Annotated in this window: 18 protein-coding genes; 11 read left to right on the forward strand and 7 right to left on the reverse strand. The window is 70.1% G+C overall.

Translation table 11 applies throughout. The features are described 5' to 3' along the window. Positions 1-66: 66 nt before the first annotated feature. Together MFF40_RS23390 and MFF40_RS23395 are read right to left on the reverse strand one after the other, a co-directional pair. Positions 67-783 carry a PhoH family protein gene (locus MFF40_RS23390; protein WP_147856747.1) on the reverse strand — a complete coding sequence of 239 codons (717 nt, stop codon included), beginning with the start codon at positions 781-783 and terminating at the stop codon, positions 67-69. 722 nt (positions 784-1,505) lie between these two features. Then, positions 1,506-3,869 carry an ATP-dependent helicase gene (locus tag MFF40_RS23395; RefSeq protein ID WP_147898762.1) on the reverse strand — a complete coding sequence of 788 codons (2,364 nt, stop codon included), beginning with the start codon at positions 3,867-3,869 and terminating at the stop codon, positions 1,506-1,508. 368 nt (positions 3,870-4,237) lie between these two features. Between MFF40_RS23395 and MFF40_RS23400 the strand changes: the two genes are divergently transcribed. Together MFF40_RS23400 and MFF40_RS23405 are read left to right on the forward strand one after the other, a co-directional pair. Continuing rightward, complete coding sequence (locus MFF40_RS23400; protein ID WP_238262432.1) at positions 4,238-7,678, forward strand: AsmA family protein; 3,441 nt, start codon at positions 4,238-4,240, stop codon at positions 7,676-7,678. Positions 7,679-7,994: 316 nt separating this feature from the next. Then, positions 7,995-8,576 carry a DUF4304 domain-containing protein gene (locus MFF40_RS23405; protein WP_238262434.1) on the forward strand — a complete coding sequence of 194 codons (582 nt, stop codon included), beginning with the start codon at positions 7,995-7,997 and terminating at the stop codon, positions 8,574-8,576. Positions 8,577-8,660: 84 nt separating this feature from the next. On the opposite strand, the gene MFF40_RS23410 is transcribed toward MFF40_RS23405, so the two are convergent. Then, the gene (locus MFF40_RS23410; RefSeq protein WP_238262436.1) at positions 8,661-10,796 is read right to left on the reverse strand and encodes a S9 family peptidase; all 2,136 of its coding nucleotides are present in this window, start codon (positions 10,794-10,796) and stop codon (positions 8,661-8,663) included. A 382-nt stretch (positions 10,797-11,178) separates the two neighbouring features. Between MFF40_RS23410 and MFF40_RS23415 the strand changes: the two genes are divergently transcribed. The 3 genes from MFF40_RS23415 (at position 11,179) to MFF40_RS23425 (ending at position 12,863) form a co-directional block, all read left to right on the forward strand. Beyond that, positions 11,179-11,601 (forward strand): Ros/MucR family transcriptional regulator, encoded by a 423-nt coding sequence (locus tag MFF40_RS23415; RefSeq protein ID WP_378997448.1) that lies wholly within the window; start codon positions 11,179-11,181, stop codon positions 11,599-11,601. Between the two features lie 115 nt (positions 11,602-11,716). Then, positions 11,717-11,929, forward strand: a complete 213-nt coding sequence (locus MFF40_RS23420; RefSeq protein ID WP_147899485.1) for a hypothetical protein — start codon at positions 11,717-11,719, stop codon at positions 11,927-11,929. Between the two features lie 91 nt (positions 11,930-12,020). Then, positions 12,021-12,863, forward strand: coding sequence for a DUF6456 domain-containing protein (locus MFF40_RS23425; RefSeq protein ID WP_238262440.1), 843 nt, complete (start codon positions 12,021-12,023; stop codon positions 12,861-12,863). A 579-nt stretch (positions 12,864-13,442) separates the two neighbouring features. Here the strand turns inward: MFF40_RS23425 and MFF40_RS23430 are convergent. From MFF40_RS23430 to MFF40_RS23445, 4 genes are all read right to left on the reverse strand, one after another. Beyond that, a complete protein-coding gene (locus MFF40_RS23430; protein WP_147857220.1) occupies positions 13,443-13,874 on the reverse strand; it encodes a SufE family protein in 432 nt (143 codons plus the stop codon). Positions 13,875-13,970: 96 nt separating this feature from the next. Continuing rightward, positions 13,971-15,062 (reverse strand): sensor histidine kinase, encoded by a 1,092-nt coding sequence (locus MFF40_RS23435; RefSeq protein ID WP_187277920.1) that lies wholly within the window; start codon positions 15,060-15,062, stop codon positions 13,971-13,973. A 537-nt stretch (positions 15,063-15,599) separates the two neighbouring features. Then, positions 15,600-15,965 carry a response regulator gene (locus tag MFF40_RS23440; protein WP_147857222.1) on the reverse strand — a complete coding sequence of 122 codons (366 nt, stop codon included), beginning with the start codon at positions 15,963-15,965 and terminating at the stop codon, positions 15,600-15,602. A 20-nt stretch (positions 15,966-15,985) separates the two neighbouring features. Beyond that, complete coding sequence (locus MFF40_RS23445) at positions 15,986-16,279, reverse strand: STAS domain-containing protein (RefSeq protein WP_238262442.1); 294 nt, start codon at positions 16,277-16,279, stop codon at positions 15,986-15,988. 447 nt (positions 16,280-16,726) lie between these two features. On the opposite strand from MFF40_RS23445, the gene MFF40_RS23450 reads away from it, so the two are divergent. The 6 genes from MFF40_RS23450 to MFF40_RS23475 form a co-directional block, all read left to right on the forward strand. Next, positions 16,727-17,842, forward strand: a complete 1,116-nt coding sequence (locus MFF40_RS23450) for a methyl-accepting chemotaxis protein (RefSeq protein ID WP_238262457.1) — start codon at positions 16,727-16,729, stop codon at positions 17,840-17,842. 378 nt (positions 17,843-18,220) lie between these two features. Beyond that, positions 18,221-20,263: a chemotaxis protein CheA gene (locus tag MFF40_RS23455; protein WP_238262444.1), complete on the forward strand. Its 2,043-nt coding sequence runs from the start codon at positions 18,221-18,223 to the stop codon at positions 20,261-20,263. Continuing rightward, positions 20,263-20,724 (forward strand): chemotaxis protein CheW, encoded by a 462-nt coding sequence (locus MFF40_RS23460; RefSeq protein ID WP_147856894.1) that lies wholly within the window; start codon positions 20,263-20,265, stop codon positions 20,722-20,724. Before MFF40_RS23455 ends, MFF40_RS23460 begins: the two co-directional genes overlap by 1 nt. Before the next feature lie 19 nt (positions 20,725-20,743). Continuing rightward, positions 20,744-22,930 (forward strand): HAMP domain-containing methyl-accepting chemotaxis protein, encoded by a 2,187-nt coding sequence (locus tag MFF40_RS23465; RefSeq protein WP_238262446.1) that lies wholly within the window; start codon positions 20,744-20,746, stop codon positions 22,928-22,930. A 125-nt stretch (positions 22,931-23,055) separates the two neighbouring features. Beyond that, complete coding sequence (locus tag MFF40_RS23470) at positions 23,056-24,978, forward strand: methyl-accepting chemotaxis protein (RefSeq protein ID WP_238262448.1); 1,923 nt, start codon at positions 23,056-23,058, stop codon at positions 24,976-24,978. A gap of 137 nt (positions 24,979-25,115) precedes the next feature. After that, on the forward strand, positions 25,116-26,436 hold a 1,321-nt coding region (locus MFF40_RS23475), incomplete at its 3' end, for a methyl-accepting chemotaxis protein (protein WP_238262450.1).

Below are 26,436 nucleotides of genomic sequence, written 5' to 3' on the forward strand. Positions count from 1 at the left end.
GAGAGCCGTCTCGTGCCGGTGAGGGCACGGCGGGCCCGCGAGGACCCGCCGCCATCAACTTCTGGGTTAGAGATTCGTTTCCTCGAACGCCTTCACCCATTCGGCGCAGATCCCGGAGCGGACGATGTCGTCGCGGGTGAACTCCACCACCGGGATCGGCATCATCCGGCTCTTGATCAGGTGCATCACCGTGCGCAGGCCCGAGGTCTCGCGCAGGTCGGTCTGAGAGACGTCGCCGTTGATGATGACCTGGCAGTCGTCGCCGATCCGGGTCAGGAACATCTTGATCTCGGCGGTGGTGGTGTTCTGCGCCTCGTCGAGGATCACCAGGCAGTTCTTGAAGGTGCGCCCGCGCATCACCTCGAACGGCACGATCTCGATGTCGCCGGTCTTGAGCGCGATCTCGAAGGCGGCCTGGCCCATCCGCTCCTTCATGGCCTCGGTCAGCGGGGCGACCCAGGGGGCGATCTTCTCCTCCAGGGTGCCGGGGAAGAAGCCGAGCGAGCGGCCCGAGGGCACGTTCGGGCGGGTGATCACGACCTTGGAGATGCGGCGCTGGCGGAGCTGGTCGGCGGCGCGGGTCCCGGCGATGTAGGTCTTGCCGGTACCGGCGGGCCCGAGGACGATCACCTGGGCGGAGCTGGCCAGGGCGTCGAGATATTCGGCCTGGCGGTCGGTGAGCGGTTGGATCGGACTGAGGTTGCGTTCTTCGTCGAAGCGGGTGCGGTGAACACGGGGCGTGCGGTCTTCAACCAGTTCAAGTCGTGTGCGGCGTCGCTTCATGGATCAACACTCCAACGGGACTTGCCAACCTGGATCTGTCGATGAACTGCCGTTTACCTTTGTGCTCCCGGACTTACTCTATTCCGAAACTAATTCCGGCGCCATGCCGAAGGTTCCGCCCCGTGCTATTCGCCTGTGGAGAGCGTCACGCCGCCTCGCCCGGGGTCGAATACGCAGTGCAAGCGGCGCACCAACGCGATTCGCACGGGACGTTTGCTCGGGGGGTGTGACCAGGGGGTGACGGTCGGTGCCGCGGCGCGCGAAAAGCCGCGGTGCTGGCAGGACTGCATCAGGCCGATGACCGGGGATCCAGGCGGGCGCGGCATCCGGCACGACCGCGCTCTCTTCACAGATCGCCCGGTGGACGGCGCCCTCCTCTTCCGAGTGGCCACGGACGACACGGGTTTGTGGTTGTTCCGTGAGCCGTTGAAGGCTCGGGTCCCCTCTCCCGTGCGGGAGAGGGACAGGGTGAGGGATCAGGTCTTTCCGGAGAGGTCGCATCCCTCACCCCAACCCTCTCCCGCACGGGAGAGGGGGCGCGTCGCGGCTTTCGCAAGCCGATGTGTGAATGAAAAAGCCCGCAGAGGAGGGGAGGGAGAGCGCGCGTCTGCCGCGCTGCGACGTCTCCTGCCGCCGAGAAGGATCCGGGCTGCGATGCGGGAATGCGCAGGCCAGCATGGGTGAAGCCGGCCGAGCCGAACGTCCGGGCTCGGCCGGCGGGACTAGCTCGTTCCAGCCTGGATGAAGCTGTCGAGGACCATCTTCCGGCCGGCCTTGTCGAAGTCGACGGTGAGCTTGTTGCCGTCCACGCCCGCGATGGTCCCGGGGCCGAACTTCATGTGGAAGACCCGCTGGCCGTCCTGGAACGCGGACGGCGTACCGCTCGACTTGGCGATCAATTCGCCCTCGATCTGGCGCGGGCCGCCGGACCGTCCGCCGGGCGCGCTGCCGAAGCCGGACCGGTTCCCGGCGCCGGCCGCGGTGTTGGCCTGGGCGCGCTGCCAGCCGGGCGTGCCGTAGCTCGATCCGAACGGCGTCGGGTTGCGGTCGAACCGCGAGGCGCCGGCCGAGAAATGCGCGGGGGCCTCGACCACGTCGACCGCCGATTCCGGCAACTCGTCGATGAACCGGGACGGGATGGTGGAGGACCACAGGCCGTGGATCCGCCGGTTGACCGCAAACGACAGCTTCGCGCGCTTGCGCGCCCGGGTGAGGCCGACATGGGCGAGGCGGCGCTCTTCTTCGAGGCCGGCCCGGCCGCTCTCGTCGAGCGCCCGCTGGTTGGGGAACAGGCCGTCCTCCCAGCCGGGCAGGAACACGGTGTCGAATTCCAGGCCCTTGGCGGCGTGGAGCGTCATGAGCGACACCCGCTCGGCGCCCTCGGCCTCGGAGGCTTCCATCACCAGGGAGACGTGCTCCAGGAAGGCCGCCATGTCGGGGAATTCTTCCATGGAGCGGACGAATTCCTTCAGGTTCTCCAGGCGGCCGGCGGCGTCGGCGGAGCGGTCCTTCTGCCACATCTCGGTGTAGCCGGATTCCTCCAGGATGGTCTGGGCGACCTCGCTGTGCGGCTGGGTCTCCACCAGCCGGGCCCACCGCGAAAAACTCTCGGTGAGCGCCCGCAGGGTGGCCCGGACCCGGGGCTTGAGCTCGTCGGTCTCGCACAGGCGCTGGGCGGCGATCCGCAGCGGCAGGCGGTTGGCCCGGCCGAAGGTGTGGAGCTGCTGCAGGGTCGCGTCGCCGAGACCGCGCTTGGGCGTGTTCACGATCCGCTCGAAGGCGAGGTCGTCGCTGACGTTCATGGTGACGCGCAGGTAGGCCAGCGCGTCGCGGATCTCGGCCCGCTCGTAGAAGCGCGGGCCGCCGACCACCCGGTAGGGCAGCCCGAGCTGGACGAACCGGTCCTCGATCTCGCGCATCTGCGCCGAGATCCGCACCAGCACGGCGATCTCCGACAGGGGGTGCTGCTTAGATTGCAGGGATTCGATCGATTCGGCGAGCTGGCGCGCCTCCTCCTCGGAATCCCAGGCGCCGGTCACGGTGACGCGCTCGCCCGGCTCGTCCTCGGTGCGCAGGGTCTTGCCGAGCCGGCTCTCGTTCTTGGCGATCAGCCCCGAGGCGGCGGCCAGGATGTGCCCGGTGGAGCGGTAGTTGCGCTCCAGCCGCACCACCACGGCGCCCGGAAAATCGTGCTCGAACCGCAGGATGTTGTCGACCTCGGCGCCCCGCCAGCCGTAGATCGACTGGTCGTCGTCGCCCACGCACGCGATGTTTTTTCGTGATTGCGCGAGCAGCCGCAGCCACAGGTACTGGGCAACGTTGGTGTCTTGGTACTCGTCCACCAGGATGTAGCGGAACCGGTCCTGGTAATTGGCGAGGATGTCCGGGTTCTCGCGCCAGAGCTTGAGGCAGAGCAGCAAAAGATCGCCGAAATCGACGGCGTTCAGCGTCGCGAGCCGGGCCTGGTAGGCGGTGTAGAGCGCGCCGCCCTTGCCGAACGCGAAGGACGCGGCCTCGCCCGGCGGCACCTGCTCGGGCGAGAGGCCGCGGTTCTTCCAGCCGTCGATGGTGTGGGCGAGCGCACGGGCCGGCCAGCGCTTCTCGTCGATGTTCTGGTCGGCGATCACCTGCTTCATCAGGCGCAGCTGGTCGTCGGTGCCGAGGATCGTGAAGTCCGATTTCAGCCCGACCAGCTCGGCGTGCCGGCGCAGGATCTTGGTGCCGATGGCGTGGAAGGTGCCGAGCCAGGGCATGCCCTCGCCGGCCGGGCCGATCAGCGCGCCGATCCGGAGCTTCATCTCCCGGGCGGCCTTGTTGGTGAAGGTCACCGACAGGATGTCGAACGGGCGGGCGCGGCCGGTGGCGATCAGGTGGGCGATCCGGGTGGTCAGCACCCGGGTCTTGCCGGTGCCGGCCCCGGCCAGCACCAGCACCGGACCCTCCGTCGCCTCGACGGCGCGGCGCTGCTCGGGGTTGAGCCCTTCCAGATAGCTGGCGGCGTCCCGCCGGAGGGCGCCCATGGCGCGGGCGGCGATGGAGGTCTGAGCGCCGTCCCCGGCGGGCTGCGCGTGCGGGCCATTCTGCATTCCGCTTCCCTGGACCAAATCGCGAACGGCGTCGAGGGTGTTCGGGGCGGAGCGGCGGCGCGGCGCGCTTCGTGCCGGGTCCCGGATCGCATTCCGCTGGCGCTGCATCCGCCCGGGACAGGGCGTCGCGATTCACCCTCAACTCCCCCCCTTTCCCGGACCGGTGGAGCGCAGCGGAGCCCGATCCGGGACCCGGCACAGGGCGCGCCGCGCAGCGGCCCCGACGGTGGATCGCCCATGCGGGCCGCCTCTGGCGCCGTCCGGGACTTATCGTGCTATGGCCGGTGACAGGTTGCCCAGGGGGGCACGCGACGGCGGGGCATCGCGATGATGCCGGCCCGCGCGGAAGCGAGTGCGGAACGGGTAGCGTGCGTGATCTTCTGACCGCGCTGGCGGGCGCCGTCATCCTGGTTCTCGTCGCGGCTCTGGCCGTTCCGCCCGTCATCGATTGGCAGGCCCAGCGCGCGCTCGTCGACCGGGGCCTGACCCGGTCCCTCGGGGTGCCGGCCCGGACCGACGGCCGGATCGAGGTCCGGCTCCTGCCCTCGCCGCGGCTGCGGATCGACCGCCTGCATCTCGGGGCCGACCCGGCCCGCCCGACCCTCGACGCCCGCTTCGTCAAGGCCGAGATCGCTCTGACGCCGCTGCTGAAGGGGGAGTTCCGCTTCACCGAGACGCGGATCGGCCGGGCCGAGATCAAGCTCCCGGTGGTGGCCAGCGAGGCCCTGCGGATCCCGCCCGATCTCGGCGAGGCCCTGCGCGCCCGCGACTTCGCCATCGAGGACCTGCACGTCCAGCAATTCCTGGTGACCACCCAGGTGCCGGCCACCGGCCGGACCGACCAGCTCTACGTCCAGGACCTGCACCTGCAGACCCCCGCGCTCGTCGGGCCGTGGCGGGTCGAGGGCACCAGCGGCGGCGTCCCGTTCCGGGCGGTGAGCGGGACCCCCGGGGCGGACGGGCGGCTCGCCGTGAAGATCGCCGGCGGCGGCGACGCGCATCCCCGCTTTGAGGCCGACGCCCGGCTGGGCCTCGTCCCCACCGAGTCCGACGGGGCGGTCATCGAGTCCGAAGGCTCGGCCCGCCTGGTGGTCGGGCCGCCGACCCAGGCGGCCGGCCCATACCTGCCGTTCTCGCTCGGCGGGAGCTTCAAGGCCCGGGGCACCCAGGTCCGGTTCGAGGGCGTCGAGCTGGCGATCGATCCGGGCGGCCGGGCGCTGCGCCTGGGCGGCACCGGCCGGCTCGACCTGCGCCAATGGCGCGCCGGCCTGACCCTGGAGGCCCGCCGGCTCGACCTCGACGCCTTCCTGACCTCCCCGGAGGGCCAGAACCTGATCGGCCGCGGCCTGCCGGGCGCCGGGGCCGGGTTGCCGGCCATGCTCGACCTCGACCTGTCGGTGGGCAGCGCGGTGCTGGGCGGCGAGGAATGGTCGAACCTCGCGCTCGCCGGCACCGTCGAGCGCGCGGGCGGCCTGCTGCTGCGCCGCCTGACCGCGACCGGACCCGGCGACGCGACCCTGACCGTCAGCGGCCAGGTCGAGGCGGCGCCGTTGCGCCTGACCGGTCCCGTGGCGCTGGTCGCGGCCGATTCCGACCCGCTCGGGCGCTACCTGCGCCGGCTCGGCGTCGAGGGGCCCCTGACCGCGCTCCTCGACGGGCGCCGGGTCGAGGCCGCGGCCGACCTCGCGGCGGCCGCCTCCAGCCTGTCCGTGCGCAACCTGCGCCTCGCGCTGGGGCCGGCCCGCGTCACCGGCAACGCCCGCTACACCGCCGCGGAAGCCGGCGCGCGCGGGCGGTTCGACGCCCAGATCCGCGCCAGCGGCATCGACATCGCCGCCCTGCCGCCGCTCGGGACGACGCTCGGCAGCCTGCGCGACCACGACCTCGCCCTGACCCTGGAGGCCAAGGACGTGCGCTACGGGCCGGCGGGCTCCGGCAACGGCACGATCGCGGCCAGCATCCAGTCGGACGGGTCGAGCCTGGTGGTGGACAGCCTGGACGTGACGGACCTCGCGGGCGCCAGCGCCAAGCTGTCCGGCCGGATCGGCGCGGACGGGACCGGCCGCGTCTCCGGGCGCCTGAAGGCCCCCGTGGCGGCCCCGCTGCTCGGCCTGCTCGAACGGGTCTGGGTCGGCGAGATCCGCCTGCTGCCCGCGTTCCTGCGCGAGGCGCCCCTCGACCTCGCCGTGACCCTGGACCGGGAGGGCGGCGCGTCCGACGCCCTGCGCAGCCAGATCAAGGGCAGCGCCGGCGGCGGCACCCTCGACCTGACCCTGGCGAGCCGCGGCACGCGGATCGAGGGGGGCACCGCGACCCTCACGGCCCCCCGGGCGGGCCCCTGGTTCGGGCGCACCGACATCCCCGGATTGCAGCAGCCGGCCGAGCTGCACTTGAGCGCCGAGCGGCCGGACGCCGACACCCTGGCGCTGACTGTCGACGGCACGCTCGCCGGCCTGAAGCTCGCCACCGCCCGGCCGATCCTGGTCGGCCCCGACGCCCTGCCGGGGGGCGGCGAGATCCGGGCCGCCACCGCCGACCTCGCCCCGTTCCTGACCCTGGCCGGGGCCGCGCGCCTGGCGCCGGGCGCCTGGCCGGCCGACCTGACCTTCGTCCTCGCCAAGGACGGCAGCGACAGCGCCGCCGACACCACCGGGACGGTCGCGGGTGCGACCCTGAGCGGCCGGCTGCAGCGGGCCCCGGGCGGGGCGCTGCGCGGCCGCCTCAGCCTCGACCGCCTGTCGGTGCCGCAGCTGGCGACGGCCCTGCTGCTGCCGCCGGACCCGGCCAAGGCCGACCGCTTCGGCCCGGTCCCGCAGCCGCTCGCCCCCCTCGCGCTCGAGGCCCGGGTCGCGACCCTCGACCTCGGCCGGGGCCTCGCCGCCACGGAGGCCGGGCTGGCCCTGGGCCTCGCGGACGGCGTCCTGACCCTGCGCAACCTGACGGCCAAGCTCGCAGGCGGGCGGATCGCGGGCTCGGCCACGCTCACCCGTCGGGGCGCCGAGGCGTCGGTCACCGGCGAGGGCGCCCTCGACGACGTGGCCCTCTCCGCCCTGGCCGGCGGCCCGATCGGCGGGCGCCTGACCGCGTCCGCGCGCTTCGTCACCACGGCCGAGACCGCCCCGGGCCTCGCCGACAACCTGTCCGGCAGCGGCAGCCTCACCCTCAAGGACCTGAGCGTCCCGGGGGCCGACCCGGCCTCCCTCGGCCGCGCGCTCGCCCGGGCGGTGGAGATCGACGACCCCCTCCGCGAAGGCCGGCTGCAGGCCCTGGTGGCCGAGGAACTCGGCAAGGCCGGCGCCCAGGCGAAGGCGCCGGCGAGCAGCCCGGTCACCCTCGTGGGCGGGGTCCTGAGAGCCGGCCCCCTCGACCTCGATTTCGGGGCCGCCCGCTGGTCCGGCACCCTCGGCTACGACCTGCGCGGCGGCCGGCTCGACGCCCGCGGGCTCCTGTCCGGCGGCCCGGTCCCCCGCGGCTGGAATGCCGGCCCCCCGGCCGTCCAGCTCGGCTTCACCGGGTCCCTCGCGGCGCCCGAGCGCGTGCTCGACGTCGGCGCCCTGTCGAACGGGCTGGCGGCCTTCGTGCTCCAGCGCGAGCTGGACACGATCGAGCTGACCGAGGCCGACCAGGTCGAGCGCCAGCGCCGCCGCGCCCGGATCGAGATGGACCGCGCCCGCGCCGCCGCGCTCAAGGCCGCCGCCGACAAGGCGGCGGCGGACGCGGCGCGACAGATGCGTGATCGAGGAGAAGCGAACGAGAACCCTGCGGTCGCACATCCTCAGGATGCAATGCCGCCGGAAGCACGGCCATAATCAAGTATATCCGACGTTGCGCAAATTCAGCGACTGCAAAATTTACGAATTTATTGCCCTGAGGTAATTTTGTGGTGTTCCGCGCCTCATATCGAAATGGCTGCTCCAACTAAGCAATTTAAGGTCTGAGGCTGATCGATTTTGCAGTATTTATAACGATCCGAGTGATATATTAACCCACCATTTGTCCTATCTGGATTTGAGTTCAATGATGTATAGATCAGAGCATGTTCAAGTGCTCAATAAAATTCAAAAAAATGTATTTGAAAATGTAAATTCATTCGGTTTTCGTAGTAGAAGACGAAGTCTAATGAGATTGGTTGATGGCGATATTCAGCATTTAATCGATTTCCAGGCGGGACGATATAATGTCGGGCCGCCATCTCATACGGAAATATTGAATCTGCGTCCAAATTTATACGGAAAATTCACCATAGAAATCGCTGTATTTGTGCCGGAAGTATTCGAAAGAATGAGCTTTAAGCTACGTTCTCGCAATTCCGTGAACTGCACGCATTGTCAGATTCGCCGCCGGCTCAGTTTAATTGCGTCGAATGACGATATCTGGTGGGACCTATCTGATAATATTGATTTATTGACGGATAAAGCAATTTGCTTGATAAATGAGTTTGGCATACCATTTCTGGATAGATTTTGTTCGCGGTACACAATAATTGAAGAGCTAACCGAATCTATATATAAAAAAGATAAAATGTCATCGGCTCCACTGCTTGATGTTGCTATGATCTACTGGAAGCTAGGTAAGCTTGACGACGCAAAGAATGCGTTGACAGATCATTTGATTGATCATCGAAAGAATTTTGGTCACCCGCAGCATGAGGTCTATGTTCGTCATTTGTCATCTGAACTTGGGTGTGGCGAATTAAATGTTGCCTAAGAATTTAATCTCGCGCAATCTGCGCTATAGGATTGCAAAAAATGCTCAATTTTTTGCAATCCTATAGCTTTTTAGGTAGCGCCCCTACACCGTCCCCACCACCATCAGCGCGAAGGCGTAGATCAGCGCCACCTCCTCCAGCCGGTCGAAGCGGCCGGCCGCGCCGCCGTGGCCGGCCTCCATGTTGATGCGCAGGAGGATCGGGCCGCCGCCGGTCATGGTGGCGCGCAGGCGGGCGACCCATTTGGCCGGCTCCCAGTAGGTCACCCGCGGGTCGGTGAGGCCGCCCAGCGCCAGGATCGCCGGATAGGCCTTGGCGGCGACGTTGTCGTAGGGCGAGTACGACAGGATCGTCTCGAACGCCGCGACGCTCTCGGCCGGGTTGCCCCATTCGGGCCATTCCGGCGGGGTGAGCGGCAATTCCGCGTCCAGCATGGTGTTGAGCACGTCCACGAACGGCACGTCGGCGACGATGCCGGCGAACAGCTCCGGGGCGAGGTTGGCGACCGCGCCCATCAGCATGCCGCCGGCCGAGCCGCCATGGGCGACGATCCGCTTCTCCGCCGTGTAGCCGGCCGCGATCAACGCCCGCCCGCAGGCGATGAAGTCCGTGAAGGTGTTGGGCTTCTTCTCGCGCTTGCCGTCGAGGTACCAGCGCCAGCCCTTCTCGGTGCCGCCGCGGATATGCGCGATCGCGTAGACGAAGCCGCGGTCGACCAGGCTCAGCAGGTTGGTGCGGAACCCGGACGGCATCAGCGTCCCGTAGGAGCCGTAGCCGTAGAGGAGGAGCGGCGCCGAGCCGTCGAGCGCCAGGTCCCGGCGGTGAAGGAGCGAGATCGGCACCTGCTCGCCGTCCGGGGCGGTGGCGAACAGCCGGCGGGTCACGTAGGCGGCCGGATCGTGCCCGGACGGAACGGCCTGGCGCTTGCGCAGGGTCCGGCCGCGGTTGTCGCAGGCGTAGTCCCAGGTCTCGGACGGCGTCGTCATGGACGAGTAGACGAAGCGGATCGTCGCCGTGTCGAACGCGTGGCCGCCCCGCAGGCCCAGCGCGTAGGCCTCCTCGGCGAAGGCCACCGTGTGCTCGCCGTCATCGGCGAGGTCGCGCACGATGATCCGCGGCCTGGCGTTCTCGATCTCGAGGCGGACCAGATGGCTGGCCAGCAGGTGCAGGTGGCGGATCATCACCCCGGGCCGGTGGGGCACGAGGTCGGTCCAGTGGGCCCGGCCCGGGTCGTCGAGCGGCGCGGTGACGATCTTGAAGTCCTCGGCGCCGTCCGCGTTGGTGCGGATGTAGAGCCGGTCGCCCCGGTGCTCGACGTCGTAGATCAGCAGCGGCTCGCGCGCCTGCACCAGGCGCAGGGCGGCCGACGGCGCGTGCCGGTCGAGCAGCCGGACCTCCGAGGTCTCGTGGTCGCTAGCGGTCACGTCGAGGAACGCCCCCGATTGGGTGCGCCCGATATGGACGAAGTAGCCGGCATCCGGCTCGGTGTAGAGCGTCTCGTCGTCCGCCTGCCCGGTGCCGAGCCGGTGGCGCATGACCTTGGCGGGGCGGTGGTTGGCGTCGAGGGCCACGTACCAGAAGCTGTGCCCGTCCGCGGCCCAGACCGCCTCGCCGGAGGTCGCCTCGACCCGGTCGTCGAGGTCGAGCCCGGTGGCGAGGTCCCGCACCCGGATCGTGTAGAGTTCCGACCCCTTGGTGTCGGCGCTCCAGGCGAGACGGCCGTGGTCGTCGGAATGGACCGCGGCGGCGATCTCGAAGAACGGCAGGCCCTCGCCCTCCCGGTCGCCGTCGATCAGGATCGTCTCGTCCGGGTCGGGGCCGGATTCCGGCACGTTCGGCGACGTGGACGGCCGCCGGCAGACCAGCGGGTGCTGCCCGCCCTCCCGGTGGCGGGTGTAGTAGGCGTAGGGCCCGTCGGGATCGGGCACGCCGCTCTCGTCCTCCTGGATGCGGCCGCGCATCTCGGAGACCAGGGTCCTGCGCAGGTCGGCGGCGCCGGCGAGGGCGGCCTCCGCGAAGGCGTTCTCGGCCTTGAGGTAGGCGGCGATGTCGTCGGGCAGGGCGGCGGGGTCCTTGAGGACCGCCTGCCAGTTCTCCGCCTTCAGCCACGCGTAGTCGTCGACGATCTCCCGGCCGTGGACGCTGAAGCGCCGCGGCCGGATCTCGGCGACCGGCGCCCCGGTCCGGTGAGCAAGAAGGCCGCGCCCGATATCCGTCATCGTCTCTCCCGCCGGGTCCCGTCACGCCCGGTTGGGGATGTGTCCCGCCGCGGGCCGGGACGCAAGCCGCCGCGACGCCGGAACCGGCCGGGACATAACTTTAAGTGGGCTTGAAGCAACGATCGTCTACTTATGGCTGGAAAATCGAGCCTTTAAGTATCGCACAACCGAAGCACCCGATGGGCGTCCGTAGTGCCATTCTAACTTGTAATACAAAATCGACTGTTGTACCTTCGTATGAGGGATCGATTGGTGCACGCGCGGCGTGGGGCCGCTTGTTTGTGCTGGGTATCACTCTGTCCTGATGCCTGCGGCAGGCAATGCTTCGACTGGCGAGGGTGGACGCGAAGCGTACGCGTCTTCGGAAATCTGGGGGCTCGTGGTGAAAGAGAACAGGAACGCGATCGATCTCGTCGGTGCGACGGCCGCCATCGTGGCGGCCTATGTCAGCAACAACGCCGTCCCGGTGAGCGAATTGCGGCCGTTGTTCGGGAACGTCCACGCGGCCCTGAAACGAGTCGTGGAGGACCACGCCGGCCCGGCGGACGTGTGGGCGGAGCCGGCGGTCCCGGTCGAGGGCTCGGTGACGGCGGATTACATCGTCTGCCTGGAGGACGGGCGGACGTTCAAGTCGCTCAAGCGGCATCTGCGCTCGAAGTACGGGATGAGCCCCGAGCAATACCGCGCGAAGTGGAAACTCCCCGCCGACTACCCGATGGTGGCGCCGAACTACGCCAAGGCCCGCTCCGAACTGGCCAAGGCGATCGGGCTGGGCCGGCCCGACGCCCTCCGGAGCGCCGCCTGAGGGCGAGCCGACCGGGACCCGGGGCGGGGAAACCGCGACGCCGTCGGGCGTTGGGGTGCGATGGCGCGCTTCCTGCGAGGCCGTCGAACGCCCGTCCGGCGCCGAGGTGCTGAGCATGAACGCCATTCCCGATCCGCAGGACGGCGATCCCGCGGAGGACATCGAGCGGGTGAACGCCGTCCTCTCCGAATGGGCCGCGCGTTCCACCGCCGACAGCGCGACGCTGATCGATCGCTTCGAAGATCTGGGCTACGCGGTCCGGGGCAAGTCCGAAGAGGAGATCGCCGAGATCCTCCGCCAGCCGCCGACGGGGCAGCGCCGGACCTGAATCCCGTTCTAGGTAAAAAAGCCTTGACACCGGGGCCGATCGCACGGTAGGCGTGGCGGCGGGACGTTGCGCACCAGGATTGGAACAAAACATGAACAAAAAGGCGAAGTCCAGCCGGGTGAAGGCGGCGGCGCGTGCGACGGCCGGGGTGTCCCTGACGTCCGAGGCGGCGCGGCTCCTGGCCCGGCTCGGGGAGGCGGGGGCCTATGCCCGGCCGGACCCGCTCACCGAGGACGGCCTGATCGTCCGGCGCGGCGGCGACGGGGTCTCGGTCGGGAGCGGGCGCTTCTCCTGCGCGGCCGGGCGGGCCCTGGTCGAGGCCGACCTCGCCGCCTGGAACCCGGGCGGCACCCGGCTGACGCTCGCCGCCGCCGGGCAGGCGCGGCTGCGGCGCGGCGGGGCCCCGGACGGGATGGCGTTCCTGGCCCAGCACCACGACCTCACGGTCGAGCGAGGCGGCGCGCCGGAGCCGACATTGCGCAACGCGTCGGAAAATCCCCTGGCCTGGATGGTCCGGCGCCGGGGCGGCGACGGCGCGCCGCTGATCGACCCGGCCGCCTTCGAGGCCGGCGAGCGGCTGCGCCGGGACATGACCACGGCCGCGATGCTGCCCCGGATGGGGATCGAGCTCGGCGCCCCCCGGGTGGACGGCGGCGGCGCCCGCGACCCGGCCGCCGCCTCCGATCAGGTGATCGCCGCCCGCCAGCGGGTCCGCGGCGCCCTCGACGCCGTGGGCGGCGACCTGTCGGGGCTGCTGATCGACCTGTGCGGCTTCCTCAAGGGCTTGGAGCGGATCGAGGCGGAGCGCCGCTGGCCGGCCCGCTCGGCCAAGGTCGTGGTCCGCATCGCCCTGGGGCGGCTGGCCGAGCATTACGGCCTGGCGCGCGAGGTGACCGGACCGGACCACGCGCGGTTGCGGCTGTGGCGGGCGTGAGGGGGGGGCATGAACTCCAACCCTGGCCCTCATCCTGTGGGGCCGTGAGTCTTTCGATCGATCGCCCTTCGATGTCCCATGCACCCGACGCCTGAGCGTCGCCGGACGGGACTATGCCTCAGCACGACCCGCGGGTCCCCTCTCCCGTGCGGGAGAGGGACAGGGTGAGGGATCAGGTCATTCCGGATGGATCTGTTCCCTCACCCCAGCCCTCTCACGCACGGGCTACGACGTTCACACATCGCTGCCGGATGAGGGCCAAGGCCAACCCCAGACGCGTCTCCCTCCCCCGCATAGGGGGGAGGGAGAACCGCGGTGTGTCTCGCGTATCCTGGCGGCCCCGATGTGTGAATCCGCTAGCCCGCACGGGAGAGGGGGCGTGTCGCGCTCCGTCATCGACCTCGGGCCAAAACCTTCGGGGGATGTCCCACCTCGGATCGGAAGCCGGGATGAACCTCCCGAGGAATGCTGCAGCGTTACCGTTTGTCGCGCGCGATGAATCGAAAGGCTCACCGCCTTTGAGAACGAGGGGGAGGGTGGGAGGGTCCTGTCGAACGGATCGGCGCCCAGCCCCGCACCCTACCCCTCGGCCCCCAAAAACCGCACCGAATCCCGGTGCACCCGGTCGGCCATGGCGCGCACGCCGTTGGAGCGCTGCGGGGTCAGGTGCTCGCCCAGGCCCAGCTTGGTGTAGAGCGCGAAGGCGTCGGTCTCGGCGGCCTCGCGCAGGGGCTTTCCGTCGAACAGCGCGATCATCAGCGCCACGAGGCCGCGCACGATGTGGGCGTCGCTGTCGCCGCGCATGCGCAGGCGCGGCTCCGAGTCCGAGCGGTCGACGTCGAGGTCGATCCAGACCTGGCTGGCGCAGCCCTGGACCTTGTTGGCCTCGGCGTGCAGCGCCGGGTCCGGCGGCGGCAGGGCGCGGCCGAGTTCGATCAGGTAGCGGTAACGCTCTTCCCAATCGTCGATGAACGCGAAATTCTCGACGATGGTGTCGATCGGGGGAACCATGGTGGACCGGATCCGGACTTGGGCGGGGCCGCTATACGGCGCTGGGGGAGATCTGGCGACTCCCGCGCGAACCGCCAGGGGGCGCGGCGCCGGGGATCAGGTCTCCGGCGGCTGCGTCGGCGGCAGGGTCAGCATCAGGGGCGTGGCCGTGCTGGCATCGCCCGCGACCTGGATCTCGGCCTGGGCCGCGTAGGCCGCGATCAGGCGCGGCCCGAGCTTGGGGATGTTGGACCGTCCGGTGGCGGCCATCTCGCTCACCCCGGAGACGATCGAGACGCGCAGCGGCTGCCCCTCCGCGCGCTCGATCTCGATGGCGATCGAGCAGGCGACGTGCTCGGCGGTGGCGTCCAGGCACTCGGCCACGATCTCGGCGACGATCATGCCGAGCGCGTTGGCGGTGCGCGGCTCGACCAGCCCGGTGCCGGAGCCGCCGACCTGCACGCCGATCCGTCCGGCCCGGCGCAGCTGCCCGAGGCCCGAGGCCAGGCGGTGCAGGTAGTCGTGCAGGTCGATCGACGCGATGTGGGGCGCCTCGTGCAGGTGCTGCTGCACCAGGGCGATCGCCCGCACCCGCTGGCCCAGCGCCTCGAAGCTGCCGCGGCACGGTTCCGGGGCGGCCCGCCCATACAGGCCGATCAGGCTGACCATCACCTGCAGGTTGTTGCGGACCCGGTGGTAGACCTCGGCGAGCAGCGCCTCCTTCTCGGCGAGCGCCTGCTCGATATGCTCCTCGGCGTGCTTGCGGTCGGTGATGTCGAAGCAGGAGCCGAGATAGCCCTGGAAGCGGCCGTCCTCCACCAGCGGGCGGGCGGTGTCGAGCAGCCAGCGGTAGACGCCGTCGTGCCGCCGCAGCCGGAATTCCACCGTGAACGGCGAGCGCGCCGCGAAGGCCTCCGAGACGATCTGGGCGTGGCGCTCGAAATCTTCCGGGTGCAGGCCGCTGCGCCAGCCGACGCTCAGCTCCTCCTCGAGGGGCCGGCCGGTGAAGTCCAGCCAGCACTCGTTGTGGTGCACCGCGTGGCCGTTCTCGTCCGAGCGCCACAGCATCAGCGGCACCACGTCGGCGAACCGCCGGAAGCTGTCGCTCAACGCGACGCTGCCCGTCACCGCAGCCCCGTGCGAAGGATCTCCCGCCTGGTCCGCCGCCGGCGGCGCAGCCATTCCGGACCCTGGTGGCTGACCGCCCATTCTGTACCCGACCCGCTGTGTCGAACTGTGTGAGACGCCGTGATTGGTTCGTGATTGCGCCGGTCAACGTGCCGGTCGGGTCCCCGTTCCGATCCCACGTTGCCGCTGCCGCCGTCATCCACACGGACCTGTGGATTCCCGCACGCGGCGGGGGGCGGGGGCTTTTTGGGGGGCTGCACGCACGTTCCTCGTCCGGCCGCGCTGCCGTCGACACGGGATGTGGGGTGCATCGTTCGTGCAGGCCGCAGCGCGCCCCCGCTAACGCGAGGGCCGGCCGATCCACGCCTTAACGGCCGAGCCGCGGATCCCCTCTCCCGTGCGCTACGATGTTCACGGATCTGCATCGGACACCGCCGCTCGGGACGGAGCGCGACCGGCTTCCTCTCCCGTGCGGGAGAGGGGACCCGCGCCTGATCCTCCGACCGTGTTGCCCAGACCGATCTGTGAATCCGCCAGCCCGAACGGGAGAGGGGGTTCGTCGCGCCCTATGAGGGCCGATCTGTGCGCATCTTCGCCCACACGGGGCGCGGGCGCGGCTCAGGCCCGGACCAGCTTCGAGACCACCGCCAGGAGCTGCTCCGGCTTGAACGGCTTGGTGATCCACCCGGTGGCGCCGGCGGACTTCGCCTGCTGCTTCACCGACTCGTCCGATTCCGTGCTCAGGAACAGGATCGGCACGCCCGCGCAGACCGGCACGGTGCGCAGCTGGCGGATCATCTCGATGCCGTTCATCACCGGCATGTTGAGGTCGGTGATCACCAGGTCGATCGCCCCGGCCTTCGCCTTGGCGAGACCCTCGGCGCCGTCCGCGGCCTCGATCACCGTGTGGCCGGCGGGGCTCAGCACGATCTTGATCATCTGCCGGATGCTGGGCGAATCGTCGACGGCGAGAACGGTGGCCATGGTGGGGCGCGGTCCTGGGATCAGAGAGCGGGGGTGGCGTCGAACGGGGCGTGCGGGGCGATGCCGGCGCGCCGGAACGCCGCCGCGGCCGTGTCGGGCAGGTTGGTCAGGTCCAGGGTGAGGCCGCGCCGGCCGGCGGTCCGGGCGGCCGCGACGACGAGCTGGACGAAGGTGACGTCCACCCGTTCGATCGCGGCGCAATCCAGCACGAGCCGCGACCCGCCCTCGACCGCCGCGAGCAGGTCGCCCTGGAGCGCCTGCGCGGTCCGCAGCGTACAATCCGCCGGCATCGTGAGGGTGACGTGTTCGGCCATGAGCAATCCGCTGCTGAGGCGCGGCCGGGCTGGCTGCCGCCCGACGCTTAAAGAATCGCGCCCGTTAAAGTTTCCTTGAACTGACCATAGCGGTCGGGATTGTCCGACCCGTCGTGTCGCGATTCCTGTTGAAAACCGCACGGATGGGGCCGATCGCGGATTTTATATTTGGCGAATTCATAGGCTTTGTTTCGATCGGCCTATCCGGCGAGCATTGGTATCCGATCGTATTTCAGCACCAATACACGGATCGTATTGATATTCGGCATTCTTGAGATAGTGGTCATGTCGAAGCACACTGAGTCACATCATCTGCATGATCAGGCGTCATACAGCCTGGAGCATAACTTTTCATTCAGATGAGGCAGCTAGGAACCGGGTGATCGACAGTCCTGCGTTCGAGCCTGTCCCCGGCAAGATCTGGCAGAGTCCGAGGAATACACGGTGATGGTCTTCTGGGGGCGCGCGAATCCGAGGGCCGTTCCGGCGGACGCATTCGAGCCGGGCGCGGCTCAGGTGCCCGAGCGGGACGAGCCCGTCGCCGAGCCGGTGGCGGCGTGTCCGGAGGGCCGCAGCGCGGCCGCCGACCTGCTCCAGGCGCGGCTCGGCCTGTCGGAGGTCCAGCGCCGGACCCTGGACGCGCTGATCGACGAGCTCGGGATCATCTCGGCGGATGTCGAGACGGACGTGCACGGCCTGTCGGACCGGTTCCAGCGCATCGCCGCGACCACGCGGGGCCAGTCCGAGATCGTGCAGGGGCTGGTGACGGCGGTGCAGTCGGTGCGGATCGACGGGGCCGAGCGGCCGCTCGCCGAGGTCGCGGCGGCGCTCGGCGAGATCCTGGCGATGCTCAACGACCGGATCGGCTTCATGGCGTCGCGCGGCGCCACCATGGAGGGCGCGTTGAACGGCGTGCTCGGCGAGTTGTCCTCCGTGGACGGCAGCGTCGCCGAGATCGAGAAGATCAACCGCCAGACCAACCTTCTGGCGCTGAACGCCAAGATCGAGGCGGCCCGGGCCGGGGAGGCTGGGAAGGCCTTCGCGGTGGTCGCCGACGAGGTGCGCAGCCTGGCCGGCACGATCAACGCCCTGTCGGGGGTGATCAAGCAGCAGATCGGCTCGATCGCCGGCGGCCTGCGCAGCAGCCACGCCCTGCTGCACGACATCGCCACCATCGACATGTCGGTGGAGAGCCGCAACGCCGACGCCCGGGTCCGCCTGGTGATGCAGGCCCTGGTCGAGCAGAGTTCGCGCTTCGCCGGCGTGCTGAGCCAGACCGTGCAGACCACCGAGGCGATCACCCAGGACGTCTCGGGCGCGATCGTGGCCATGCAGTTCCAGGACCTCGCCAAGCAGCGGATGCAGAACCTGCAGGCGATCCTGCGGGCGCTTCGGGCGGCCCCGGAGGCCGGCGCCGAGGCGGAGCGGGACTGGGCGGCCGCGATGATCGCCGGCTGCACCCTCGGCGAGGTGCGGGAGCGGATGTCCCGCCGCCTGCTGGGCAAGGCGGCGCCGGCGCCGCCGCACGACGACGACCCCCCGGCCGGCGTCGATCTGTTCTGAATTCGCGTCCGTCTTCGGAGCGCGATGAACGTATCTGGTGCTACTACCGCAGGTTATATGGCGAAAAGACCGGATCCGATGCCGGATATTATGATCGAGATCAATAAATATCACATACAGAAAGATTAAACCTAGATCTTTAGGGTCGTTGCCAAATTAGATCATTTCAAAAAATGATCTCGTCGGGGAAAAAAGCGAAGGCTTGTGATTTTTAACGGCATCAGGTCTTCATTTTTTAACGGTTTTAAAGTAGGATACGCTCCGATCGGCAGGCCGAATCTTGGGTCGATCGCGCGGTCTAGCCTTCGGCTGGCGCCCTCAGCGGGCGCGTGATCGCCCCGGTATATCCGAAGACGGCGCAACGGGATCCGCTCGACGATGACTGATCACGATCCACGCGCGGTGTTCCTGGCGGAGGCCAACGAGCTTCTCGACCGCCTCGAGACCACGCTGCTCGACCTCGGCGACCGGCCCGGCGACACGGCGCTGGTCGACACCGCGTTCCGGGCCCTGCACACGATCAAGGGATCGGGGGCGATGTTCGGCTTCGACCAGGTCGCGGCCTTCACGCACGACTTCGAGACCGCCTTCGACCTGGTCCGGCGCGGCGCGGTGCCGATCAGCGCCGAACTGGTCAACGTCTCGCTGTCGGCGAAAGACTACATCCGCACGCTGATCGAGGATCCCGACGCCACCGCCCCGGTGATCGGCGAGGCGATCCTGGCCGAACTCGAGCGCCTGGTCGGCCGGGCGCAGGCCCAGCCGGCTCAGCGGGCGGGGGCCGCCCAGGAGGCCGCCCAGGAGGCCGCCGACGCGCCGGAGCCGGCCGCGGGCTGGCGGATCGGGATCGCGTTCGCCCCGGAGGTGCTGCGCAACGGCACCAACCCGCTCGCGCTCCTCGACGAGCTGCGCGAGCTGGGCCCCTGCACGATCGTACCCCGCCTCGACGCGCTGCCCGACCTCGCCGCCCTGGACCCGGAGAGCCTGGCGCTCGGCTGGGACGTGACCCTGCGCGGCGCCGCGACAAGGGAGGCGATCGAGGACGTCTTCCTGTTCGTGCGCGACGACATGGTCCTGACCCTGGCGCCCTTGGATGCACCGCGCGACGCGCCCCCGGGCGTCCCGGAGCCGGCGGTGTCGGAGACGGCGCCCGTGGCCCGGCCGCCGACTGCGCCCCCGCCGGCCGCGAAAACCCCCGAGCGCCGGGGCCCCGCCCGCCACGCCGAGCCGCGCACGGCCGGCACCATGCGGGTCGAGGCCGAGCGGCTGGACGAGTTGCTCGACCGGGTCGGCGAGCTGGTGATCGCCCAGGCCCGGCTGAGCCAGCTCGCCGGCCTCCACGCCGATGCCGGGCTCCAGACCATCGCGGAGGAGATCGAGCGCCTGTCGGCGCAGCTGCGCGACACCACCATGAGCATCCGCATGGTGCCGATCGGGGCGCTGTTCGGCCGGTTCCGGCGCCTGGTCCACGACCTCTCGGGGGATCTCGGCAAGCCCGTGACCTTCGTGACCGAGGGCGAGGAGACCGAACTCGACAAGACCGTGATCGAGCGCCTGGCCGACCCGCTGGTGCACCTGATCCGCAACGCGATCGATCACGGCATCGAGGACCCGGCCCGCCGGGGCGCCTCCGGCAAGGACGCCACCGGGCGGATCACGCTCAGCGCCGAGCATGTCGGCGCCCAGGTCCACGTCACCGTGCGGGACGACGGCGCCGGGCTCGACGTGGCGCGCATCCGCGCCAAGGCCGAGGAGCGCGGGCTCGTCGCCCCCGGCACCCCGCTCACCGACCAGCAGGTCTACCAGTTCCTGTTCGCGCCGGGCTTCTCCACGGCGCAAGCGATCTCGGCGCTGTCGGGCCGCGGCGTCGGCATGGACGTGGTCAAGCGGACCATCGAGGCCCTGCGCGGCTCGATCGACATCGCCACCGCGCCGGGGGCGGGCACCGCCCTCGTGCTGCGCCTGCCGCTGACGCTGGCGATCATCGAGGGCCTGCTGATCCGGGTCGGGGAGGGCCGCTACGTGCTGCCGCTGGCGGCCGTGGAGGAATGCGTCGAGCTGCCCGAGGGCGGGCGCAGCGAGCGCGGCCGGGACTTCCTCAACATCCGCGGCGACCTCGTGCCGTTCCTGCGGCTGCGCAGCCTGTTCGCGGAGGCCGGCGAGCCGGACCCGTACCAGAAGGTGATTATCGTCTCGGTAGGCGAGGCCCGGTTCGGGCTCGTGGCCGACCAGATCCTCGGCAACCACCAGACGGTGATCAAGTCGCTGTCGAAGCTGCACGCCGACGTCACGACCTTCTCGGGCGCCACGATCCTGGGCGACGGCACCGCGGCGCTCATCATCGACCCGGCCCAGCTGATGGCCGGCGGACAGATCGGCGCCGCCCCGGACGGGCCGCGCGAATACCGCGAGGTGGCGTGATGACCGATTTCGTCGAGGCGATCGAGCAGGGCCACGCCCTCCAGGTCGTGATGATGCGGATCGGCACCGAGACCTTCGCGCTCGGGGCCGGGATGGTGCGCGAGATCATCGACCCGATCCCGACCACCCGGGTCGCCGGGGCGCGGCCGCATCTCGGCCACGTGGTGAACGTGCGCGGCAACGTCGTGCCGCTCGCCGACATCCGCGAGCGCTTCGGCATGCCGATGGACGCCGCGACGCCGGACACCCGCTTCGTGGTGATCGAGCTCGATCTCGACGGCGACCCGACCCTGGTCGCGCTGGTGGCCGACAAGGTGTTCGAGGTGACCGCGGTTCCGCTGGAGACCCGCCAGCCCGCGCCCAAGATCGGCACGGCGTGGCGGCCCGAATACATCCGCTCCATTGTGAAGTCCGGAGAAGATTTCGTCATTATTCCGGATATGCAGCAAATACTGAACTGATTGCGCTTGGAGATTATCGATGCGCTTTTCAATCAAGGCCAAGCTCGCGGCCGGGTTCGGGGTCATGCTGATCCTCGTCGGCCTGGCGGGTTGGGTCGGCTATTACAAGCTCGTGAATGCCGACGCGGCCCTGCAATACGTGCTCGGCCGCGCGGACCTGAACACCCTCGTGCAGGAGGCCAAGGCCGATCTGCTCGGCGCCATGTCGCTGACGCGCGCCGCGGTGATCTCAGTCGACGACGACCAGATGGCCGATTTCGCCAAGCAGGCTGCGGAGAAGCGCAACGCCGTCCAGGCGAAGCTGTCCAGGGTCAAGGATCTGATCGACGCCGAGAAGGGCCTGCGGCTCTACGATGAGGCCAAGGAAAGGTTCGAGAAGCAGAAGGTGATCGCCGGGCAGGTCATCACGCTGACCCAGGTCAATTCCAATGTCCGGACCTGGGCCGAGATCGATGGGGTCGGCACCCCGGCGCTGCGGGCGCTGCAGGCGGATCTCGAGGCCGTCTCGGCGAAGGCCGGCGCCGACGCCGGCGTGGCCCGCGCCGTCGCGGCGCTCCAGATCCGGATCGAACGGGCCTGGGGCGGCCTGCAGGCCACCACCGGGGCGACCAGCTACCCCGTTCTGGAGCAGTCTGTGAAAGCCGCGCGGCGGATGGAAGCCGACCTCGCGCCGAGCCTCGACGCGCTGCTCCGCGCCCTGATCGAATCCAAGCGCGGGATGGCCGGCGACCACGCCCAGGGGACGCCCGTCCGACCCGCGTTCGACCTCTGGATCGCCTCGTTCCGGAAGGCCCTGGCCACGGTCGAGAACGGCGCGACCATCCGGGCCGCCGACCTTGCGGCGGGGGATTACGCCGCCGCCAGCACGGGGACGCTCCAGGCCTTCGACGCCCTGGTCCAGTACGAGACCCAGCAGATGGCCGAGACGGCCGAGCGCGCCCGGCTGGAAATGCGCGACGGGCGGACGATCCTGATCGCCACGGTCGCCGGGGCGCTTCTCCTCGGATTCGTCATCGCCACCTGGCTCGCCGTCTCGATCGCGCGCGGTCTCCTGCGGGCGGTCTCGCTCGCCGAGGCCGTCGCCGTGGGAGACCTCGGCACGACGATCACCGCGACCTCGCGGGACGAGATCGGCGACCTCGTCGCCGCCCTGAACCGCATGACCGCCAGCCTCAACGACACGGCCGGGATCGCCAACGCGATCGCGGCGGGCGACCTCACGGTCGAGGCGCGCCCCCTCTCCGACAGGGACTCGATGGGCCGGGCGCTGCAGACGATGCTGGGCAAGCTCCGGGCCGTGGTGGCCGACGCGTCGGTCGCGGCCGGGAACGTGTCGGCGGGTTCGCAGGAGCTGTCGGCCTCGGCCGAGCAGCTGTCGCAGGGCTCCACCGAGCAGGCGGCCTCCACCGAGGAGGCTTCGGCGTCCATGGAGGAGATGGCCGCCAACGTGAAGCAGAACGCCGAGAACGCCAGCCAGACCGAGACCATCGCGCGGCAATCCGCCAAGGACGCCGAGGCGAGCGGCGCCGCGGTGGGCCGGGCCGTCGACGCCATGCAGACCATCGCCCAGAAGATCACCATCGTGCAGGAGATCGCCCGGCAGACCGACCTGCTGGCCTTGAACGCCGCCGTCGAGGCGGCCCGGGCCGGGGAGCACGGCCGCGGCTTCGCGGTGGTGGCCTCGGAGGTTAGGAAGCTCGCCGAGCGCTCGCAGGCCGCGGCCGCCGAGATCGGGACGCTGTCCGCCGACACGGTCAAGGCGGCCCAGCAGGCCGGCGAGATGCTCGGGCGGCTGGTGCCGGACATCCGCAGGACCGCGGGGCTGGTGGAAGAGATCTCGGCGGCGTGCCGGGAGCAGGATGTCGGCTCGGCGCAGATCAACCAGGCGATCCAGCAGCTCGACAAGGTGACCCAGCAGAACGCCAGCGCGTCCCAGCAGGTCTCGGCGACCTCGGAGGAGCTGGCCACGCAAGCCGAGCGGCTGCAGGCGACGATCGCCTACTTCCGCATCGACGCGGCGGGGGCCGACGCCGCGGCCGCGCAGCTGCGGAGGACGGCGGCCCGGATGGCCGCGCCGGCCAAGGCCGCAGCCAAGAACCGCCCCGCCCGGATCAACGCTCCGGTCGCGGCGGCCTCACAGGATGGCTTCGTCCTGGACATGAACGAGGGCGACGCCCGCGATTCGGAGTTCATCCGCGCCGCCTGAGCGGCGCCGACCGGGCGTCCCGTCCCGGCCGGCACCACCACGATCAACCGCCGTCCGGGCCCGCCCGGACCCCGCCAGCCGCAGGGTGCTCCCGACCGAGATCCCCGCTTCGAAGGACGAAGGCCATGAACATGCTCGACAACATCTCGATACCGCGAAAGCTGTTCCTGGCCTTCACCCTGATGCTGCTGGTCGGCCTCGGCATCAACGGCGTGGTGTACTGGAAATCGGCCGAGATCCGTCAGTCGGTGAACTGGACCGACCACACCATCAAGGTGATCGACGCCGCCGACCGGGCGCTGGCCGGCATGGTCAACCAGGAGACCGGCTATCGCGGCTTCCTGCTCTCCGGGGATGCCAAGTTCCTGGCGCCCTACCAGAAGGGCTGGGAGGCCTTCAACGCCGCCTGGCGGCAGGCCAAGGCGCTGACCTCCGACAACCCGGCCCAGCAGGAGCGGCTCGAGACGATCCGCAAGCAGGCCGAGGCCTGGCACGACGGCGTCGCCGAGAAGGGCATCGCCGGGATGGCCAACCCCGAGACCCGCGAGGCCGCGCGCCAGACCGAGATCGCCGGCGCCGGCAAGGCGGCCATGGACGGCCTGCGCGCCGAGGTCGCCGAGATGGTCAACGTCGAGAACACCCTGATGCGCACCCGCCAGGACGCGCAGAATGCGGCCTTCGAGACCACGACGCAGATGATCCTGCTCGGCATCGCGGCCAACCTCGTGATCGCCGTCGCGATCGGGTTCGTGCTGGTCCGCACCGTGGCGAAGCCGGTCACCGCGATCAGCGCCCGCCTGGCGACCCTGGCGACGCCGTTCGACACCGGCCGCCTCGACGAGGTCGGCCGGATCCAGGGCACCGCCCAGGCGGTGGAGCAGGCCTTCCGGGAGATCTCGGACGTGCTGGCCGCCGCCTCGCTCGGCGACTTCACCAAGACCCTCACGCAGGATTTCGGCGGGCTCAGCAGCGAGGTCCAGGCCCATCTCCGGGCGACCACCGACAACCTGCAGGTGATCGCCGGCGTCGCCTCGGCGATCGCGGCGGGCGACCTGACCGTCGAGGCCAAGCGCCTGTCCGACAAGGACGTCCTCGGCATCGCCCTGGAGCAGATGCTGGGCAAGCTCCGGGCCGTGGTGACGGAGGCCGCCACCGCCGCCGGCAACGTCTCGGCGGGCTCTCAGGAGCTGTCGGCCTCGGCCGAGCAGCTGTCGCAGGGCTCCACCGAGCAGGCCGCCTCCACCGAGGAGGCGTCCGCCTCCGTCGAGGAGATGGCCGCCAACGTGAAGCAGAACGCCGAGAACGCCAGCCAGACCGAGGCGATCGCGCGCCAGTCGGCCAAGGACGCCGAGGCGAGCGGCGCCGCGGTCGGCCGGGCGGTCGACGCCATGCAGACCATCGCCCAGAAGATCACCATCGTGCAGGAGATCGCCCGGCAGACCGACCTGCTGGCGTTGAACGCCGCCGTCGAGGCGGCCCGCGCCGGCGAGCACGGCCGCGGCTTCGCGGTGGTGGCCTCGGAGGTGCGGAAGCTCGCCGAGCGCAGCCAGGCCGCGGCTGCCGAGATCGGGACCCTGTCCGCCGACACGGTCAAGGCGGCCCAGCAGGCCGGCGAGATGCTGGGGCGGCTGGTGCCCGACATCCGCAAGACCGCGCTTCTGGTGGAAGAGATCTCGGCGGCGTGCCGGGAGCAGGATGTCGGCTCGGCGCAGATCAACCAGGCGATCCAGCAGCTCGACAAGGTGACCCAGCAGAACGCCAGCGCGTCCCAGCAGGTCTCGGCGACCTCGGAGGAGCTGGCGACACAGGCCGAGCGGCTGCAGGCCACCATCGCTTACTTCCGCATCGAGGAGGCGGCCACGGGGGGCGACGCCGCGGCCGCTCGGCTGCGGGCGACCGCAACCCGGATGGGGACGCCCCCGGCTTCGGCCCGGGTGAAGGCCCGTCCCGGCCGGCAGACCCTGCCCTCCGGCGGGGGCTTCGACCTCGACATGAGCGAGGGCGACGCCCGCGACGCCCGCGACGCGGACTTCATCCGCGCCGCGTGAGCGGACACCCGGAGTCGAGCCCGATCGCGGTGCAATCGGGCTCGACTCCAACGCCTCGATAGGGCGCGCGCGCCGCCGAACCGGTCTCCCCGTCGGCGGCGCGCGCCCTCGGACCCGACACCCAGCAGAGCAGATCCATGCGTTTCACGATCCGAGTCAAACTGGCACTGAGCTTCGGTCTGCTTCTCGTCCTCCTGGGCGGGGCCGGGTACCTCGCCATCGCGAGCCTGGGCGCGTCGAACGCGCGGATGCAGGGCTTCGCGTCCGGCCCGTTCGCGCAGGTCCAGCGCGTCCTGCGCTTCGAAACCCTATCGGTCGAGGCGGGGCGCATCTTCAACCGCACGCTCCTGGAGCCGACCGATGCCGGTCGCGCGAAGCTCGTGGTGGACTTCAAGGCCACCGACGACCGGTTCCGCGCGCTCCTGCAGGAGTTCTCGGACCAGACCACCGGGGACGAGCGCGCCCGCATCCTGCCCCTGCAGGACACGTGGCGGCGGCTGACCGAGGCCGGCGCCAAGGGCATGGAATTCTCGTCCAAGAACGGCAACAACAATGCCGTCGCCCTGGCCGGCGGCGAGCAGACGGCCGCCTACGCGACCGTGATGGCCCGGATCGAGGAGCTGGCCGCCCGCCCGGACCTGTCGGTGGAGAACCGCCGCCTCGTCGACGCCATCGAGCTGCGGGTCACGCGGCTGCTGGCCGAGATCTACCGCGAGGTGATGATCGGCGACGACGGGCTGCTCGCGAAATACGCCGACCAGTACCAGGAGCATCGCCGCCAGCTCGAGCAGGACCTCGCCCGGCTCACCGAGGCCGGCCGCGCCGCCGGCTTCCTCGACGCGGTCAAGGTCATCGCCGCCGCTGTCCGGACCTGGGAGCCGATCGCAGAGCGGATCTTCACCCTCGGTCTCGCCAACACCGATTCCAAGGCGCTGCAGGTCCTCATCGGCCCGTTCACGCAGGCGCGGTTGGCGGTGGTCGACGAGGCCTTGAAGCTGCGCGCCTACGAGGAGGGTATCGCCCAGAGCTTCGTCCGCGACACCCAGGCGGCCTACGAGACCACCCGGACGGTGCTGCTCGCGGTGATCCTCGGCGCGGTGGCGGTCGGGCTCGCCATGGCGATCTGGCTGTCGCTGTCGATCTCCCGGGGCCTGCAGCGGGCCGTCGCCGCCGCGAGCCGCGTCGCCGAGGGCGACCTGAAGCAGGACGTGGCCGCGACCAGCAACGACGAGATCGGCGACCTGCTGAGCGCCGTGCAGGCGATGAACCTGAAGCTGCGCGAAGTCGTGGGCCAGGTCATGCTCGCTTCGAGCAACGTGTCGGCGGGTTCGCAGGAGCTGTCGGCCTCGGCCGAGCAGCTGTCGCAGGGCTCCACCGAGCAGGCGGCCTCCACCGAGGAGGCGTCGGCGTCCATGGAGGAGATGGCCGCCAACGTGAAGCAGAACGCCGAGAACGCCA

This window comes from Methylobacterium mesophilicum, from assembly GCF_022179445.1.
In the GTDB taxonomy this organism is placed as follows: Bacteria; Pseudomonadota; Alphaproteobacteria; order Rhizobiales; family Beijerinckiaceae; genus Methylobacterium; species Methylobacterium mesophilicum.

What these genes read in the sequence shown, in the direction of transcription:
- MFF40_RS23390 (WP_147856747.1), bottom strand. Translation starts at nt 783, where the DNA reads ATGAAGCGACGCCGCACACGACTTGAACTGGTTGAAGACCGCACGCCC.
- MFF40_RS23395 (WP_147898762.1), bottom strand. Translation starts at nt 3,869, where the DNA reads ATGCAGAATGGCCCGCACGCGCAGCCCGCCGGGGACGGCGCTCAGACC.
- MFF40_RS23410 (WP_238262436.1), bottom strand. Translation starts at nt 10,796, where the DNA reads ATGACGGATATCGGGCGCGGCCTTCTTGCTCACCGGACCGGGGCGCCG.
- MFF40_RS23420 (WP_147899485.1), top strand. Translation starts at nt 11,717, where the DNA reads ATGAACGCCATTCCCGATCCGCAGGACGGCGATCCCGCGGAGGACATC.
- MFF40_RS23425 (WP_238262440.1), top strand. Translation starts at nt 12,021, where the DNA reads ATGAACAAAAAGGCGAAGTCCAGCCGGGTGAAGGCGGCGGCGCGTGCG.
- MFF40_RS23430 (WP_147857220.1), bottom strand. Translation starts at nt 13,874, where the DNA reads ATGGTTCCCCCGATCGACACCATCGTCGAGAATTTCGCGTTCATCGAC.
- MFF40_RS23435 (WP_187277920.1), bottom strand. Translation starts at nt 15,062, where the DNA reads ATGGGCGGTCAGCCACCAGGGTCCGGAATGGCTGCGCCGCCGGCGGCG.
- MFF40_RS23440 (WP_147857222.1), bottom strand. Translation starts at nt 15,965, where the DNA reads ATGGCCACCGTTCTCGCCGTCGACGATTCGCCCAGCATCCGGCAGATG.
- MFF40_RS23445 (WP_238262442.1), bottom strand. Translation starts at nt 16,279, where the DNA reads ATGGCCGAACACGTCACCCTCACGATGCCGGCGGATTGTACGCTGCGG.
- MFF40_RS23450 (WP_238262457.1), top strand. Translation starts at nt 16,727, where the DNA reads ATGGTCTTCTGGGGGCGCGCGAATCCGAGGGCCGTTCCGGCGGACGCA.
- MFF40_RS23455 (WP_238262444.1), top strand. Translation starts at nt 18,221, where the DNA reads ATGACTGATCACGATCCACGCGCGGTGTTCCTGGCGGAGGCCAACGAG.
- MFF40_RS23460 (WP_147856894.1), top strand. Translation starts at nt 20,263, where the DNA reads ATGACCGATTTCGTCGAGGCGATCGAGCAGGGCCACGCCCTCCAGGTC.
- MFF40_RS23465 (WP_238262446.1), top strand. Translation starts at nt 20,744, where the DNA reads ATGCGCTTTTCAATCAAGGCCAAGCTCGCGGCCGGGTTCGGGGTCATG.
- MFF40_RS23470 (WP_238262448.1), top strand. Translation starts at nt 23,056, where the DNA reads ATGAACATGCTCGACAACATCTCGATACCGCGAAAGCTGTTCCTGGCC.